This is a genomic window from Paenibacillus sinopodophylli (genome assembly GCF_005930355.1).
GTDB lineage: Bacteria > Bacillota > Bacilli > Paenibacillales > Paenibacillaceae > Pristimantibacillus > Pristimantibacillus sinopodophylli.
In genome coordinates this window covers 93790-110728 of sequence record NZ_VDBO01000014.1, presented here as the reverse complement: position 1 = coordinate 110728, position 16939 = coordinate 93790, and the positions used below count along the sequence as shown (strand labels likewise).

The 16939-nt window shown below is 48.6% G+C and carries 15 protein-coding genes; 4 read left to right on the top strand and 11 right to left on the bottom strand.

The features are described from left to right. Positions 1–22: 22 nt before the first annotated feature. Positions 23–805: a sirohydrochlorin chelatase gene (locus tag FGT79_RS26705; RefSeq protein ID WP_138755888.1), complete on the bottom strand. Its 783-nt coding sequence runs from the start codon at positions 803–805 to the stop codon at positions 23–25. Between the two features lie 11 nt (positions 806–816). Next, positions 817–1107 (bottom strand): YerC/YecD family TrpR-related protein, encoded by a 291-nt coding sequence (locus FGT79_RS26700; RefSeq protein ID WP_138755887.1) that lies wholly within the window; start codon positions 1105–1107, stop codon positions 817–819. Positions 1108–1342: 235 nt separating this feature from the next. Between FGT79_RS26700 and FGT79_RS26695 the strand changes: the two genes are divergently transcribed. After that, positions 1343–1870, top strand: a complete 528-nt coding sequence (locus FGT79_RS26695) for a hypothetical protein (protein ID WP_138755886.1) — start codon at positions 1343–1345, stop codon at positions 1868–1870. A gap of 464 nt (positions 1871–2334) precedes the next feature. On the opposite strand, the gene FGT79_RS26690 is transcribed toward FGT79_RS26695, so the two are convergent. The 3 genes from FGT79_RS26690 to FGT79_RS26680 all read right to left on the bottom strand — a co-directional run bounded on the left by FGT79_RS26690 (position 2335) and on the right by FGT79_RS26680 (position 5267). After that, the gene (locus FGT79_RS26690; protein WP_138755885.1) at positions 2335–3330 is read right to left on the bottom strand and encodes an inorganic phosphate transporter; all 996 of its coding nucleotides are present in this window, start codon (positions 3328–3330) and stop codon (positions 2335–2337) included. A gap of 24 nt (positions 3331–3354) precedes the next feature. Next, positions 3355–3966 carry a DUF47 domain-containing protein gene (locus FGT79_RS26685; RefSeq protein ID WP_138755884.1) on the bottom strand — a complete coding sequence of 204 codons (612 nt, stop codon included), beginning with the start codon at positions 3964–3966 and terminating at the stop codon, positions 3355–3357. A 224-nt stretch (positions 3967–4190) separates the two neighbouring features. After that, positions 4191–5267: a DUF3048 domain-containing protein gene (locus FGT79_RS26680; RefSeq protein ID WP_138755883.1), complete on the bottom strand. Its 1077-nt coding sequence runs from the start codon at positions 5265–5267 to the stop codon at positions 4191–4193. 168 nt (positions 5268–5435) lie between these two features. Between FGT79_RS26680 and FGT79_RS26675 the strand changes: the two genes are divergently transcribed. Genes FGT79_RS26675 through FGT79_RS26665 form a run of 3 tightly spaced genes read left to right on the top strand, consistent with a single transcriptional unit; the run spans position 5436 to position 9185 of the window. After that, positions 5436–6545 carry an endospore germination permease gene (locus FGT79_RS26675; protein WP_138755882.1) on the top strand — a complete coding sequence of 370 codons (1110 nt, stop codon included), beginning with the start codon at positions 5436–5438 and terminating at the stop codon, positions 6543–6545. Then, positions 6529–8028, top strand: a complete 1500-nt coding sequence (locus FGT79_RS26670) for a spore germination protein (protein ID WP_246096647.1) — start codon at positions 6529–6531, stop codon at positions 8026–8028. Before FGT79_RS26675 ends, FGT79_RS26670 begins: the two co-directional genes overlap by 17 nt. Further along, a complete protein-coding gene (locus tag FGT79_RS26665; protein ID WP_171056464.1) occupies positions 8025–9185 on the top strand; it encodes a Ger(x)C family spore germination protein in 1161 nt (386 codons plus the stop codon). The genes FGT79_RS26670 and FGT79_RS26665 overlap by 4 nt, the downstream gene beginning before the upstream one ends. Positions 9186–9230: 45 nt before the next feature. Here the strand turns inward: FGT79_RS26665 and FGT79_RS26660 are convergent, their stop codons facing one another. The 6 genes from FGT79_RS26660 to purD all read right to left on the bottom strand — a co-directional run bounded on the left by FGT79_RS26660 (position 9231) and on the right by purD (position 16823). Beyond that, positions 9231–10052: an alpha/beta hydrolase gene (locus tag FGT79_RS26660; protein WP_138755880.1), complete on the bottom strand. Its 822-nt coding sequence runs from the start codon at positions 10050–10052 to the stop codon at positions 9231–9233. A gap of 346 nt (positions 10053–10398) precedes the next feature. Beyond that, positions 10399–11793: a sensor histidine kinase gene (locus FGT79_RS26655; protein ID WP_171056463.1), complete on the bottom strand. Its 1395-nt coding sequence runs from the start codon at positions 11791–11793 to the stop codon at positions 10399–10401. Continuing rightward, complete coding sequence (locus tag FGT79_RS26650) at positions 11790–12635, bottom strand: response regulator transcription factor (RefSeq protein ID WP_138755878.1); 846 nt, start codon at positions 12633–12635, stop codon at positions 11790–11792. Before FGT79_RS26650 ends, FGT79_RS26655 begins: the two co-directional genes overlap by 4 nt. 25 nt (positions 12636–12660) lie before the next feature. Further along, positions 12661–14106, bottom strand: a complete 1446-nt coding sequence (locus FGT79_RS26645) for a VCBS repeat-containing protein (protein WP_138755877.1) — start codon at positions 14104–14106, stop codon at positions 12661–12663. A 29-nt stretch (positions 14107–14135) separates the two neighbouring features. Continuing rightward, positions 14136–15338, bottom strand: a complete 1203-nt coding sequence (locus tag FGT79_RS26640; RefSeq protein ID WP_246096646.1) for a polysaccharide deacetylase family protein — start codon at positions 15336–15338, stop codon at positions 14136–14138. A 219-nt stretch (positions 15339–15557) separates the two neighbouring features. After that, positions 15558–16823 carry a phosphoribosylamine--glycine ligase gene (gene purD / locus FGT79_RS26635; RefSeq protein ID WP_138755876.1) on the bottom strand — a complete coding sequence of 422 codons (1266 nt, stop codon included), beginning with the start codon at positions 16821–16823 and terminating at the stop codon, positions 15558–15560. Positions 16824–16939: the final 116 nt, after the last annotated feature.

The following is a 16939-nucleotide window of genomic DNA, read 5'->3' as shown; positions in this document are numbered from 1 at the left end:
CATGTATGATTAATATAATACTTTAGTGTTTATTCAGAAGCAGTAAAGCTTCCTGCATCTTACGTGTAAGCCAGCTCTCAATCGCGCGGCTCGGCAGCATGGCCTTGCCATTATAGCGATAAGATAATCCCGCAAGCCGTGATGGAATCACCTGCTTGGTGAAATACCCTTGACTTAGAAATAATGGAACGACGATGACCGCTTCCTCAGGATTTGCCGCCTGCATAGCAGCCAGCTTCACCGCCGCTTGATCGGGCAGCAGCATCGCATACTCTGCACGCTTATAGCTTCCAAGCACCCGCAAGCGTTCACTCAGCTTCAGCAGCCCTTCTTGCCAGCGTTCATGAAATACCGGCTCCTTGCTGCCGTGGCCGATAAGCAGCAGCGCTTCCTTCTCTGGTGCCGTCGACAGCTCCGCAATATTCGCCGCAAGCAGCTCCGCAATTTCTGGATCATCATCAATCGGAAATCCGTATGTAACATTCGCTGTGACGCGGAATTGGCCGAGGTCTCCCTCCAGCTCTGTAAGCCATGGGAAACCGAAAGCTTGTCCGATTTCATCTACATGTGTACTGCCCGAAGATAGAAATAGCGGCAAGACGAACAGCTCCGTTACACCCATAGCTTCAAGTGCATCCACGCCATCCTGAATAAGCCGTCCCTCAACAATTTCGAGAAACGACGATACGATAGGTATATGTGACAAGCTAGGCACAACCGCTGCACGCGTAATGGCATCATCGACCAGCTTCACCCATGCTTCTTCCCTAGATCCATGACTAATGACGAGAATGCCTAGCTTCATCGAAGGAATACCTACCTTCCAAGACGCTCTAAAGCCATTTTATACCCATCATTGCCATAGTTCAAACAACGCTTCACACGGGAGATCGTTGCTGTGCTTGCGCCCGTCTCTGCTTCAATTGCATTGTAGGTACTGCCCTTGCCGAGCATGCGCGCTACTTCAAGACGCTGCGACATCGATTGAATTTCATTGACCGTGCACAAATCATCAAAAAACACATAACATTCCTCGACGGACTTCAATGTAAGTACCGCTTCGAATAATTGATCTATTGCTTTATCGTTCAGCTTTTTAAGCTGCATGTGTATTCACTCCTAAGAAAACTAATGTTACTATTGTAACTTTTTTAACCGTTTTTTTCAAACATTACCGTACGCACCTATGAAAGAGGAACTGTTGCCCAAAGCCACTTTTAAGCCGAGTAGCACATACAAGCACAGGGCATTAATCTATAAAAAAATCCGAAAACAGGGCATTCGTCCAATCCGTATGTTCGCCTATCCCATAGACTATTATAAAAGAAGGGTTGTGATCCGTGTGAATTATCGCAATAACCCCGGCACCGACAACCAGCAGTACGACTGGCACAGCGGCCATAGGCAAGCGCAAGCACAGCCGAACAAGTCGTCTGGCGCGAAGTCGAGCGGCTTTAGCTTCGGCGGAGATTTGCCGACTATGCCGCCTGCAGCACCAGAACCGCCAGCGCTGGATATCCTGCCCGCTGTCATGCAGGAAGCCGCAGTCGAAACGACCGCCAGCTCTAAAGCAAGCGGCTTTTCCCTTGCCAGTCTTGGTGAAATTAAAGGCTTCGTCGATCGAATCGGCGGCATAGATGGCATTCTTACGACTGTTACCAAGGTTCAAAAGGTCATGTCGAGCGTATCCCAGATGGCTCCACTGGTGAAAGTACTAATGGGGTCCTTCAGCAAGAAGTCTGACAGCTCCTCTGAAGATGAAGGTGACGGCGAATGGAAACCAAAACGCCGCAAGCGCCGCAAGCCAAGCTCCGGCTCTGGCAGCAGCAATAACGGCATTCGCCGACGCAAGCCGAAACGTCGCAGATAATCGGACTACCGATTATCCTCTACTGATTGATGCTGGCTTTGGATTGCATTTGCATGCAGCATTACACATGAAGCACCTCGGTGACCAGCGACCTTCGCTGCTCACCGAGATGTTTTTCAATTTCGTATTTATTCACATTCTCACACAAACGATTGACAGTTATCCGGCTGTGGATAACAATTTTGGCGTTGTATCCACAGGATAAAAGCCAGACTTCATCATAACTTCTTCTTCTGTCTGTGCACAAATACAACCTTCGACAGCCTTCGTCACATTACTCATTGATTCCATACACAGCTGTTATTAATTATGTGTATACAACCTATCTTCCTGTTATTTCGATGCTAGTTGTCCACAGCCCAAAACTTAGCATGACAACACAAAAATAGTGAGGAAGAGCTCATTCCCCACGAGCTTCAGCTCATGGCGAGTGAGGTTTTCCTCACTATCCCAGTTCTTTCCTTCTATAAGAAGAAGAAATGAATAATCCAATAGAAGAACATAGCCATTAACACCGTAATCGGTATCGTGATGATCCAAGCGACAACGATACGTCCTGCTACTCCCCATTTGACGGCAGAGAAGCGTTTCGCGCTGCCTACGCCCAGAATGGACGAGGTAATAACATGCGTTGTACTAACCGGCAGGTGAATCATCGTTGCTGTCAAAATAACGACAGCGGAACCGATATCGGCTGCAAAGCCGTTAATCGGCTCGATTTTGAATATTTTGGTACCCATTGTCTTGATGATCTTCCATCCGCCTACGGAAGTACCGAGCGCCATAGCGGTCGCCGCGGATATTTTAACCCACAGCGGAACGTCCATCGTCGTCTGTACACCAGATGCCACAAGCGCGAATACGATAATACCCATCGCCTTCTGCGCGTCGTTCGTACCATGTGAGAACGATTGGAATGCTGCGGTAATAATTTGTCCGAAGCGGAAGCCTTTGTTTACCTGATGTGGACTTGACTTGGCAAATATTAATTTCAATATCCACATAATAATAAACCCGGCAGAGAACGCGATTAACGGCGAGAAGATAAGTGCCTGAACGATCTTGATCAATCCGCCGCCATTAATGGCGCTCATACCTGCGCCGCCGATAACCGCACCTGCAAGGGAGCCGATCAAAGCATGTGAGGATGAGGATGGAATGCCAAACCACCAGGTCAACAAGTTCCAGGCAATTGCGGACAAGAGCGCCGCAATTACGATTGGAACGCCCTGCTCAAGCTGAGCCGGATCAGCTACGCCTTTACCGATTGTTGCAGCAACACCTGTAAAGGTGATCGCACCGACGAAGTTCATGACGGCTGCCATCACAATAGCAACCCTTGGCTTGAGGGCCCGAGTCGATACGGCTGTGGCAATCGCGTTGGCCGTATCGTGGAAGCCATTTATAAAATCAAACGAAAGCGCTAGAAAGACGACGATCCATAGAACCATTAAATCCATTGTGAAAGACTCCTACTCTCCAGATTAGCTGTTACGCATAATGATCGATTCCAGCGTATTGGCAACATCTTCGCAGAAGTCGGTCGTTTGCTCCAGCATCTCATAAATCTCTTTGCGCTTCATCAATTCAATTGGATCCTTAATATTCGTGAACAAGCTCTTGATACAAACGCGCAGCAGGTCATCAGCTTGATTCTCCAGCTCATTTAGTGCAATGTTCGGCTCGCGAATCGCAAGCAACTTTCGCTCAGTCAGCAGGTAGATCGCTTTCTTGATTTGGTGAGAGGAACGAACAAGAATATCGCCGAATAGGGTTATGTACTCGTCCTTCTCCCTGAGGTCATACATTTCAAAGCGAGATGCGCATGCTTCAATGCCGTCAAGCACATCGTCAAGCGAAGTCGTAAGGGCCATAATATCTTCGCGCTCGATCGGAGTGATGAACGTTTTGTTCAGCTCTTTCAGAATCGTGTGTACGTGCTTGTCACACTTGCTTTCGTATTCCTTCATGGTTTTGGCGAAAGCCGATACATCCGATAGGTCAGACAAGCCTTTGGCGAAGTACTCCACGGCCTCGACAATTGCGTCAGCCATTTCTTCGAACGTCTTAAAGAAAATATCCTTTTTCTTGAACATCGTAATCCCCTTTACACGACTTGATGTTTAGGCGTACTGCTATGAGCCCACAATATCTTAACATAGTTTACATCTGAATTGTTAAGAGAATGTAAAGGATTTATGAAAAGTTTTAGATTTTCAAAATAAATATAAAAAAAGACGCAATCCCGTTTGCGAGATTGCGTCCCTTCTATACCCTGGAAGCCCACCCGTTAACGCCTGTTAACAGTGTTTCCAATATGCTACGTTTGTACCCACGATACATGGCTCTCGAAGGTCGGTTTGTTCGGCACGATATGAAAAAACGTTTTGCCCGGAACGAATGGCAATTCTGCACCGTTTTTGATGATGCGTATCATGCCGTCCGGCGCTCTCACCCACTCCGCCTCAACCGCTTTCCCTCTCTGGAATAGAATGGCTGAGCCTCCGCTCGTCAAATCTACTGCCAGCCGCCCTTCATTGTCGAGCGTCTTATGATCAGCACCGAGCACAACTAGATTGGTACCGGATAACTGTTCATTGTTATTCATATCAATATGAGGTTTGCCGCTGATCGAACGTTTGTACAATCCCGATGCTGCATCATACAAATAGCCTACATTATAATTTTTGAGCAAAAACGATATGGTGATGTCTGATGCAGCAACACCTGCTTCCGTAGAGCCTGCTTCTGCAAACGTGTACGGAGGAACCTGTTTATCCAAGCTGTACTTTTTCTTCTCCGCCCCTGTACGAAGCTGCTCTAGACTGGAATACAAATTATGCGGAGCTTTCCGATCTTTGCTTCTCCAGAAATAGCTGCCTGCATTCGATATTTCGTCCAAATATGGTTTTCCCTGCCGCTGTAGAATCGCATAGCCGTCATTGCTTGCACCTGCATGAGCAAGCACCGCCCCGTAGCTGTCTCCGATATCAATAAGATAAGGTCTGATGCTGCGAACAGGTCCAATCGTTTCCGTTAATGCAGATGTACTCTGGAATACCGCAATCAGACGCGTAATACCGCCTTCGGCAAGCACCTCCCATATCACATCAGCGTTCGTCAGCCCTGACTGCGGCCTTGCGGCGGCAAAGTTGTTGATCATAACGACGATTGGTCTTGCATCTGCTGTCTTCTCCAGCTTAATGCCGGTGAGGGGAGCCTCATACGGCAGCGCTGCCGGTTGCGCCGTCTCTCCCGTACTGCTTGGCGGTGTACTGCTCTCGGGCTGCTGCGGCGTATCTCCGTTCCCGCCATTTCCGCCGCTGCCTCCATTGCACGCGGATAGCATTAGCGATAATAGCAGCATTGCTGCCGATTTCCGGATCCGTTTGTCCATGCATTAACCTGCCTTTTTCCCGCTATAACTAGCTTATTTCGTTCTCATAATAGATTCATTTAAACATAATTTAGGATAGTTGTCTCGACAAAAATGTTGATTTTCCGATTAGAAAGCATATAAATTGCACATGGTAACCATATCTAATGCCAGAAAGAGGGTGCTGCTATGAACAGGAAAAGCGGACTAATTAGCATCTGGTTATCCTTCTCCATCTTATTGTTAAGCGTAGGCTTAGTCTCGCATGTCATGTCTATTCCGCTCATTCTCGGCGCAGCAAAGCGCGATTCCTGGCTAGCTGTCATTTCGGCTGCTCCGTTTTTTTTGCTATGGATCGTTATTTTATTCGGTATCTTGAAGCAGCTCCATGGTGAACGGCTTCATGATTGGCTCGAGCGGAAGTTCGGCATCTTACCTTCATGGTTATTTCGGATATCGGCAGTGATACTCTTATTTGTCTCCGCTGCCTATACACTGCATGATACGTCAGCATGGACCGTATCGACCTATATGCAGCAAACACCATTTCTCGTCGTTATCCTGACCGCAGCGATTGTATCTATGCTTGCTGCTTATGCAGGACTTCGCACGATCGCAATGACCTCAAGCATTCTGCTTCCGCTTGTCATTCTGCTAGGCTATTTCGTCTCACTCGCCAACACGAAGTACAAAGATTACAGTCTGCTGTTTCCTGTGCTTGAGCATGGGCCTGCACCTATCGTGAGCGGTATGTTTTATACGCTGGCCGGGCTCATGGAGCTATGGGTATTGCTGCTCTTCCAGCACCAGCTTCGGAGCAGGCTTCGCTGGTGGCATCTTATACTGCTTGCCCTGTTCATGCTGGGCATGGTCCTCGGGCCGACAATTGGCGCCATAACCGAGTTTGGTCCGCTCGAAGCAGCTAAGCAAAGACATACTGCTTTTGAGCAGTGGAGGATCGTCAATATCGGCAAGCTGCTGCAGCATGTCGACTTTCTGTCGATCTATCAGTGGCTTTGCGGCTCATTTGCAAGAATCGCCATCTCACTTTATTTGATTATAGACTTGCTTAATATTCGCAAGCCAAGACAACGGATGTTGTCCTTGCTCGCAACGACTCTCCTGATTACCTTGATTGCGTTCTATCCTTGGAGGGATCAAGATACGCTGAACTTTTTATCCCACATTTATTTTCCTATAACTGCGGCTTATGCCGCTGCGTTGACTCTCTTTCTTGCCATTGCCCTTCTATTCCGAAGCAACCGAAAGGAGACTGCTGCCCGTGACTCGCAACAATAATGAACCGATAGATAAACAGCTGTTTCTGGACGAGCACACCCTTCGGAGCTGGTTTGCTGCATCCAACGATGTGATCGTCAACACGCAAATATATGGAGAGCCCCCCGCTTCTGTACAAGGCATATTCATTTATTGCACAGGAATGACAGACACCAAATCCATAAACGACATTATCATGCCTGAGCTTAGCGAGCTCTACGAGCAAACCCGCTTCCTTAGGCGGGAGGAGATGCAGCGCAAGGCCAAGCTGCATTGGCACTCCCATGACTTTAATCACCAGCTGCTAGACCGCAAGACACTTGCCTCCTATGTATTTGAAGGACATCTAATATTCTGCGTCCCCTCCCTGCAATCATTATGGACGATTAATATTGAGAACTTTCCAAGCCGGGAGCCTAGTGAATCTACAGGAGAAATTTCCGTACGCGGCCCCAAGGATGGTTTTGTTGAGCACCTCGCGAGCAACGTAGCCCTTATCCGCAGACGGCTTAGAACGGATATGCTCGCCTGCCAATATTACGTGATTGGATCAAGAACCTTAACCAGAACAGCGCTGCTCTATATAGAAGACATCGCCGACGCCGAGATGATTGCGCATATCAACCACAAGCTCACCTCCATTCGCATGGATAATCTTGTAACTATTGGGCAGCTGGAGGAGATACTCGATCCTGCGCTGTTCACCTTGTTTCCAACCAATGACTACACCAGCCGGCCTGACTTTGCAGCCGAATGCCTATTGAACGGCCGCTTCATTATTCTAGTTGACGGCAATCCAACCTGCATCATCGCACCTGTTAATTTATTTCTGCTTATGAAATCACCAGAGGACGAGTACTTCCCCACTATATCTGCCAACATGGGGCGCATTCTCCGAATCATAGGTCTATTGACGACGATATTTCTTCCCGGGTTTTATATCTCGCTGTCAGCCTTTCATACCGATCAGCTTCCATTCCCGCTGCTCGCTACAATCTCCTCGGGCCGGCATGGCTTGCCCATGGAATCATCATTGGAAATGTTCCTTATTATGTGCCTGATGGAGCTGTTCCGGGAAGCAGGCGTACGTCTGCCAAGCTCCATTGGACAGACGCTTACCGTCGTTGGAGGATTAATTATCGGGGATGCAGCCATTCGTGCAGGGATGATATCCCCGCTTATGATCGTTGTCACCGCGACTACCGTCGTAGCCGGCTCAACGCTCGTTAATCAAGTGCTCTCGAGCACGACGATTCTGCTTCGTTTTGCATCTTTTTTTATGGCATCCATTCTTGGCATGCATGGGTTTATCTTATCCATCATCCTCTTTGTCATTTATTTAACGACGATACAATCCTACGGAGTTCCGTATTTGGCACCTGCTGCACCGCTGAACTTAAAGCAGCTAGCCGTGTCCCTTTTAAAGTTGCCATTAAGGTTTAATAAACGAAGACCGAGCTATTTGCATACACAGAAACCTCGAAAGGATGGCAATGAATCGTGATACGCAAATCCCAAATCCTAACTTTATTTTGCGCGATTGCTATCCTGTTAACTACGTCCGGCTGCTGGAGTGCTACCGAGATTCAAAGCGTAAGCTATGTGAAGGCAATGGGCATCGACTTTGTGGATAATCAATTCAACGTGTATGTTCAATTGCTCGACTTCTCAAATATCGCCAAGTCAGATGCAGGAGGCAAAGCGAATGAGCAAGCCGTCGTATGGATAGGCAAAGGCAAGGGAGAAACACTTGTCACCGCGATTTCGGATCTTTTCAAAACAGCTCAATTCAAGCTCTCTTGGGGGCATGTATCATCCATCATCCTCACGGAAAGAGCTCTTTATGCGAAAGGTGACCTTCTTGCCGAGATGATCAATCGATACCCGGAAATGCGCTATACTGCCTGGATATACGGTACAAAGGAACCGCTCGACAAGCTGCTCGCGGCCACCCCCTTCTTCAAGCTGTCGCCGCTGGCCTCTATTATGCATGATCCACAGAGCAATTATAAGCAAAACTCCACCTATCCGCCCATGCTTTTCTTCCAGTATATCGCTATATTCAACGAGCCTTCGGGAACAGCCTATTTGCCAAGTCTCAGCTTGAATGATACGCAGTGGGAGGAGAGCGACGTCGGCAAGCCGATGCTGATGATTAACGGTGCATACTTCGAATATGGCAACAAGATTAAAGGGTTTATCCCGCGTGCCAAGCTCGAAGGATACCACTGGCTCGTTCCCAGCATGGAGTCCGTACCGCTCACACTCAAAAAGCATGGCAAGATATACGCACAGCTTATCGTCCTAAGACCGAAGATCAAGATCACACCTATCGTTCAAGAAGAGGAGGTTCGGTTCCGGATTAAAGTGAGCTATGTTAGCGGTTTATATGAATATTTGGCGGATATATCCTATGCAGAGATGTCCCGTATTGCCGAGGATACGATACGAGAACAAATCATGAATACGTACAAAGAAGGATTAAAGCTTGGCGTAGATCCGTTTGAGCTTGGCCATCATTTGCGACTGAAGCATCCCAAGCTATGGAAGAAGCTGTCGGATAACGGCAAGGAGCTAGTCATTCATGCCGATTCCATTGAATCGCTTGACGTAAAGGTCAACATTATCAATAACGGCAAGTTCAAGCTTCAGGTCAAATAAAAGAGGCAAGCTCCCGCGATGCAGAGCTTGCCTCCTGTCTATTTCTCAAATACTCCAGTGATGCCATTCCTCTTGCTGCTTGTCAAGACCGCTCAACCAATCCGAGGTAACTCTAATCGCTTCCTCCTGATGGCTGCGTGCAGAGTATGTGTGATTCGCCTGAAAAATAATTTCCTTGTCGCACAAGCCGTCACTGCGGGTCCAGAACACCTTCTGGTAGAGGAAGCTGTAATCAACAGGAATGAGCTCATCGCTTGTTCCGTGTACGAGCAGCACCTCGCCGCCGAATTTAGTTGCCGCTTGGAATGGCTGATGCTGAAGCAGCGATTCGAAGAACACTGGCTGCAGCGTGTAGCCTAGATAATCTGTGCTTCCTTTCGTAACCGCATCGTCATAGCTGCTGCGACCAACAATCCTTACAATATCATTGAATGGATAAGCGACTGGCGACCAAAGCACAAGCCGCTTGGCACGTTTGTCCTTAACGGCTGTCATAATCGCCACTGCACCGCCAAGACTGTGTCCAAGCAATACAATTCTGCGCAGATCGACGCAATCCATGCTCGCCAAATAATCAATAGCCGTTCTGGTCTGATCGACCATAGAGTCGAAGCCAAGCGAACCATAGTCCCCATTGCTTTCTCCACAGCCGCCGTAATCAAAACGCAGGACGTAGGAGCCCTGCGCGGCGAGCGCACGAGCTGTCTTCACGAACAATCGATCTACGCCGATCCGTGAACCAACAAAACCGTGGCATATAAGGATAGCTTGCTTTTTCTCTGAATCTGTCTTCTGTCCGTCATTGGGGTAATGCAGCGTTGCCGCAAGCTCAAGCTCGTTATGTCGCAGCGTCAAGTGCTTTTCCATCCGGTCAACCTCCTGATAGCCTATATATAATAATTCCTACCCGTTTACTATGAATTAATTAAGAACATAATAGCATCCTTACTCTATCCCTGTCAATCACCGTTCGAAAATATAGCAGCACCACTTAAGATGCAGCGAAATGGGACATACTATGCACATGTTTGGCATTATATCACGTTAGGGAGGTGCAAAACTATGCCTTTATGGATTGCATGGTTGAAGGAGCACTGGCTCTCTGTCATGCTCACGATAGGCATTATTATCGCAATTGCTTCGGTGATTGCGAACCGCAAGCTGCTTTTCTACAAAGAATGACGATACGTGCAACGCAGGCAGAGGAATCAAGCTATTCCTCTCGCATAAGCGGCACTCGTATCGTCACGATGGTTCCTGCTCCACGTTCGCTGTCAATTGTAAGCTGACCGCCGTGGAGCTCAATGATTTCTTTGCAGATGGCAAGGCCAAGTCCTGACCCGCCTTGACCAGTGTTTGCCTTGTAGAATTTCTCCGTTACATGCGGCAAATCCTCAGCCTCTATTCCACAACCGGAATCCGATACCGTAAGCATTGCTGCGTCCTGCTCCGCTCGTGTAACTACTCGGATCGTTCCGCCTGCCGGCGTGAATTTAAGCGCATTGTCAATTAAATTAATAACGACCTGCTTTAGGCGATTGGCGTCACCCTTCACAACAATCGGGCCTTTGTCATAGGTCGCCAGAATTCTTACACGGGTGTGCTCTTCCCGAACGCCCAATTGGTTAACGGTTTCCTTGACAGGTCCATTGAAATCAAGCACCTCGCTGTGCAGCTCCATCTTGCGCGCAGACAGCTTCGAGAAATCGAGCAGATCCTCGACAAGCCCCGACAATCGCTCCGTTTCCTTGCTTATAATGGATAAGCCAAGTTTAACCTCTTCATTATCATCCGTCGGCTCGCTCTCCTTCAGCGTCTCACTCCAGCCTTTAATGGAAGTGAGCGGTGTACGAAGCTCATGAGAGATCGATGAGATAAAGTCATCCTTCAGCTTCTCCCGTTTGCTGAGCTCCATAACCATTGCGTTAAATGTTTCGGCGAGCTGTCCGATCTCATCGTCATTGCGTTGAATGGCTCGACGTGTCCAATCGCCTTCGGCCATATAGCGAGCTGCCCTCGTAAGCTCCCGAATCGGCTTAACAATACGCTGGGCAAGAATCAAGCTAAGCCCAAGGAATAACAAAATAACACCAATACCAACTGCCGCTGCCATTCGAATCAGCAAGCTAACCATCGCATCGACCTGACCAAGTGAAGCGGAATACCGCAGCATCGATACAACGCGAGTCTCATTCCAGAGTGGAATAGTCACAGACATGACACGCTCGCCATAATACGGATCAATCCCCCGCCAGCTTCCAGTCTCACCAGCAATTGCCGCTTTCACATCGGCGGTTGTGTAACGAATATCTGGAGCAAAGCCGTCCGAGTCGATGCGTATTTGACCCGTACTGTCGAGCAATTGCAGTCTCGTTCCGCTCTCAGCCATATATTGAAGCATATAATCGCCTTGATCCTGTACGGTTAGCGAGGATAACGAGCGACTATGAAGCACGAGTGCGGACTCGGCTCGCTGCTTGACGGAGCTTTGAGAACTTCCATAATAATAGTTCCACATCAATGCGGCGAACACGCCTCCAAGTACACTGACGACAAGCACGATAAGCAGCAAATAGCTCCAGACCATTCGCGTTTGTACGCTTTTCATTCGAGGGTGCCCCGCTTCCACCTGTAGCCATATCCCCATACCGTTTCAATAAAAGCAGGATCAGAGGGATTCTTTTCGATCTTTTGCCTGATTCTCCGTATATTTACATCAACAACCTTTAGGTCACCGACATAATATCTACCCCATACCTCGGTCAATATATGATCGCGGCTTACACTCTCTCCTACACGTTCCATTAGCAATCTGACAAGCGTCCATTCCGTTGGTGTCAGAATGATTTCCTTGTTCTGCTTCCATAGCTTGCGCTCGGCTACCGAAAGGCGGAAAGGCTGTACTACAAGCTCCTGATGTACGCTTGCATATGTGATTGGCACTTGTACCTGAGGCTGCTCGAATGAGAGGACTGTCACGTCTGGCTGTCTTGCCTCTTCCTGCCGTATAACCGGCTCATGCTCCGCAGCTGCACCTGCTTCATTCTGCTGCGCCTGCTCCTCATTCACTTGACGCGATGGCTCCGGATTCATACGACGGTAGAGGGATTTGATTCTTGCAATAAGCTCACCGGGACTGAACGGCTTCTGCACATAATCGTCCGCGCCAAGCTCCAGCCCGAGTATTTTGTCTTCCTCCTGCGATTTGGCTGTGAGCATAATGATACCCATGCGCGGATAGCGGGCACGCAGCTGCTCACACACCTCAAAGCCGCTGATCGTAGGCAGCATAACATCTAACAGGGCAATGTCAATTAGCCCTTCCGACTCGGCCAGTGCAAGCGCGGCTTCACCCGTCTCAGCTTCGATAACTTCCATATCGTTGCGCTTCAGATTAATGCGGACGAAGCCGCGGATGGACTCCTCGTCCTCCAGTAATAATATTCGCATAGCCTAGAGCACCCGCTTTTCTGTCTTAATCATTACGAATGGACAGGGAAGAAGTAAACTCTGCTTCTACTCCCGCCATTTCTTTGAATGCTTGCCGATCTGTTTCTTCCCATTCCTCCGGGACTTCCTTGACGAACGAAACTGCAAATACGTTGCCGCTGTCCGTCATAAGCTGGCGATAAGGCTTCCCTTCCTGCTTCCATCCCGCCTCCACACTCTCCCATTGCTTCTGAGGCACGGCGTACAGCGTAGCTAATGCGGACGTTAAATCAATCGCTTCATTCCAGTAATCGATTGCAACAAAAGCAAATTCTTCCTCAGGGTTATGAAGCGTATATCGGCCCATCCATGGATCTGGAATACGAAGCTGAATGCCATAACGGTAATCTGTGAATTGCTCCGAGATTTTCACGAAATCCACTTTTCCATCCCACTGCATCCACTCGTTCAGCCATTTGGATTCTGCATAGGAGATATCCGGATATCCGGGTGCCTCTTTCGCCCATGGAATTTCCAATATACCGTCCCCATCCATATCCTTGCTCATCGTAGGCGTTCCGTTCAGCCCTTCAAGCTTACCTGGGCCTGCTGGATAGACGAGCTTCAGCTTGTTCCGATCCCAAGCATACATCGTTGTATAAGTGCTATGGGCTCCTGTTGAAGCTTCCAAAATAATACCGCTGCGTTCCGTTGATATTCGTCCAATTAATAAACGGTCATAATTATTAACATCGTTATAGAGCTCTTCTGTGTAAAGCTTATGAACCCCGCCGTCTCTCCAATTGTAAAGGGTCAAATGAAACTCGGGCATCGCCATCTCCTGATTCGTTCCAATCTCCGATATAATGGCAAGCTCTAGACGGCCATCTCCATTAATATCACCCGTATCGCCATAGGAATAGGGCAAAGTCTCCACCGGCTTCAATATAAGCTTACCTGCGTCGTTACGAACAGGCTTCGTACTAAAGGAATAAATCTCAAGTACATTCGGACTGTCAAACGCTCCGATCCAGCCGATCATAATCTCTACCTGACCATCTTTATCAAGATCCTCAATTTTGAGCCAATCGATTACCCTTGCGAGCGGTTGTTGCACGAGCACCCAAGGCTTCCAAGTCATCGACGTATATTTGAACACCATTAATTCTGGTGAGCTGTATTCGTTGTAATAAGAAACGATTGCTTCATCTATTCCGTCACCATCCACATCAATCAACCGGATCGCTTCCATATGGTCCTCTCTCATCGGAAGCGTAAGCTTGCTATAATCCGGCAGGCTCTTCTCGATCGCCTGTACGATGGCTTGCTTCTCCGGCGCAATTGCCGGCTTCTGCAGTAAATCCGCAGGTGCGGCCGTATAACGACAGCCTGTCGCCAAACCTAGAAGCAGTGCGACAGCACCAATCAACAGGCTTCTTCGCATGAATGACTTGCTTCCAGGCTTGGCATTCGTATCACTTGCGTTATCCAACTTCGCAGCCTCCTCGTACCGTTACCCTACTACACGATTTGGTCGGCAGTCACCAATGTATAGCCCATATCAACTAGATCATCAATAATGCCAGGCAGTGCCTGCACGGTGTTTTTAATATTTTTGCTGCCAAAAGAATGCATTAATATTATACCATTAGGCTTAGCCTCTTTTTTAATCATTTTGCTCATATCAGCTGCCGATGTGCCCGCCCAGTCGCGCGTATCAATATTCCAACTGACTAAATCGCGCTTGCTTGCTTTCAGCAACACCTTTAACGTATCCGACACAGCGCCATAAGGTGCTCGTACCATAACCGGTGTGTAGCCGACCGTTTTTTTGATGATCGCATCCGTTGTTTTAATTTCTTGGATGATCTGCTGCTTGTTCAGCTTAGATAAGTCCTTATGATTGTAAGTATGATTTCCGATGGAATGGCCTTCCTCCACAATACGCTGTAGAACCTCAGGATTTTTTTTCACCTGTTGCCCAACGACGAAGAACGTAGCTTTTACTCCTTTTTCTTTCAGGATATCCAAAATATCATTCGTATAACGCTGATCTGGACCGTCATCAAACGTCAGTGCAATATATTTCTCACCTGCTGCGGGCTTGCTAACAGGAGATGAAGGATCAGGGTCATCCAATTGCTCCTCGGCCAATGGGGATCCATCCGGCTTGCTTGTCGCTGATGGACTCGGCTTATCCGTAGCAGTCCCTTCTGTCCCCTCCGAATGGTCAACTATCGGTACCTCCGGTTTTTCCGTAGGTAATGCTTCTGGTTGATCTGTTGCAGGTACTGTTGACGGCTTCACTTCATCCGTTGCCGAAGGGCTCGGCGTTTGTGCTTCTGGAGCTTGCGTCTCCGGTGTCTGCGGCTTATCCGTCGCTGTACCGCTAGGCTGCTCCGCTGGCTGTTCCGCTGGCTGTTCAACCGTACCACCTTTGCTTGGTGTTTCAGCCTGCTTGCTTGGCAGATTGCCATGCGTAATCTGTCCATCCGAATCGTCGGTATGACCAACGATAACCTCATCCGGCTCATTCTCAGCTCCGCCTCCAGCTGCTTGCGGGCCTTTCTGTTCGTTCGACATGTTCACATCGGTCTGTTTATCTCCGACCAAAGCAGACAAACTAAAGGATGAACCAGCTGAACAGCCGCTTAACCATACCAACACGAAGACCATCATCAACATCATTACCATGCTTCGTCCTTGCTTTCTAGCTTGATTCATTTCTCTCACCTTCTATTCCTCGCTGATAGACTCATTGTAACTCTGCCCCATAGTGATAGAGTTACAAATTAGTAACACCAATCGAGCCGATCTGACACACCCTGCTTCAATCCGCATACAAAAAAAAGGCCTACACGTTATTGCCCCCTTCTCAGAGCAGCACAACGCATAGACCTTTTATCAGTATTTCATATATGAGATTTGACTATATTAGCTAATCTAAACCAGTGCTTTCGCCGCAATATCCGTCCGGTTCTGCTTGCCTTCAAAGTCGATCACGCTAACCGCTTCGTATGCACGGGCACGAGCCTCGGCAATGTCGCTGCCGCGGCCGACGATGCCAAGCACGCGGCCGCCGTTCGTCACAAATTGGCCATCCTTCTCAGCTGTACCTGCATGGAACACAAGCGCACCTTGCGCTTCCGCCTCGGCAAGACCTGTAATGACACGGCCTTTCGGATAGGAAGCCGGATAACCTTCCGACGCGACCACCACACAAACCGCCGCTTCGTCGCTCCACTGAATGTCGAGCTGATCCAAGTTACCGTTGATCGATGCCAGAACGATGTCGATTAGATCCGTTTGCAGACGAGGCAATACGACCTGCGTCTCTGGATCGCCCATACGTGCATTGAACTCGATCGTCTTAGGACCGTCCGGCGTAATCATAAGTCCTGCGAACAAGACGCCGCGGAACGGTCTGCCTTCGCTGACCATCGCCTTAGCCGTTGGAATAATAATATTTTGGATCGACTCTTCAATAATGGCTGGGTCGATATGAGGCAGCGGCGTATATGTTCCCATTCCGCCTGTATTCGGTCCTTTGTCACCGTCGAAAATCGGCTTGTGATCCTGAGCAGGCACCATAGCGCGAACCGTCTCGCCGTCTACGAAAGCAAGAATCGACATTTCCTGTCCAACAAGGCATTCCTCGATTACGATTTGTGTACCAGCCTCACCGAACACCTTGTCTACCATCATCTCGCGAAGCGCATTCTCTGCTTCTTCAAGGGTTGCTGCTACCGTCACACCTTTGCCGGCAGCAAGGCCGTCAGCCTTAATTACAATCGGCGCCGATTGCTCGCGAAGATATGCAGAAGCAGTCTCATAATCTGTGAACGTTTCGTACTTCGCAGTCGGAATGTTGTACTTTTTGAGCAAGTTTTTCATGAAGATTTTACTGCCTTCAATTTCAGCTGCATTTTTTCGCGGACCGTAAGCTACGATACCCGCTGCCTCGAAAGCATCTACGATACCGTCAGCGAGCGGATCATCTGGACCTACAAATACCAAATCGATTGCCGCATCCTTTGCGAAACGAATCAACTCATCAAATTCACTAACAGCAATGGGAACGATCTCAGCAAGCTGAGCAATTCCGGCGTTGCCAGGTGCACAGAAGATCTCCTTGACCTTCTCGCTTTTCTTAAGCGCCCAGACGATCGCATGCTCGCGTCCACCGCCGCCAACTACCAAAATACGCATTCACGTAACCTCCTAATTAACTATGTAACAAGAACCGCCTGACGGCGTCCTTTCAGTAGACGCCATCGTTTCAATGAAACGTATCAATCATATCGCTTAAACAAGCAGCAGCCGCT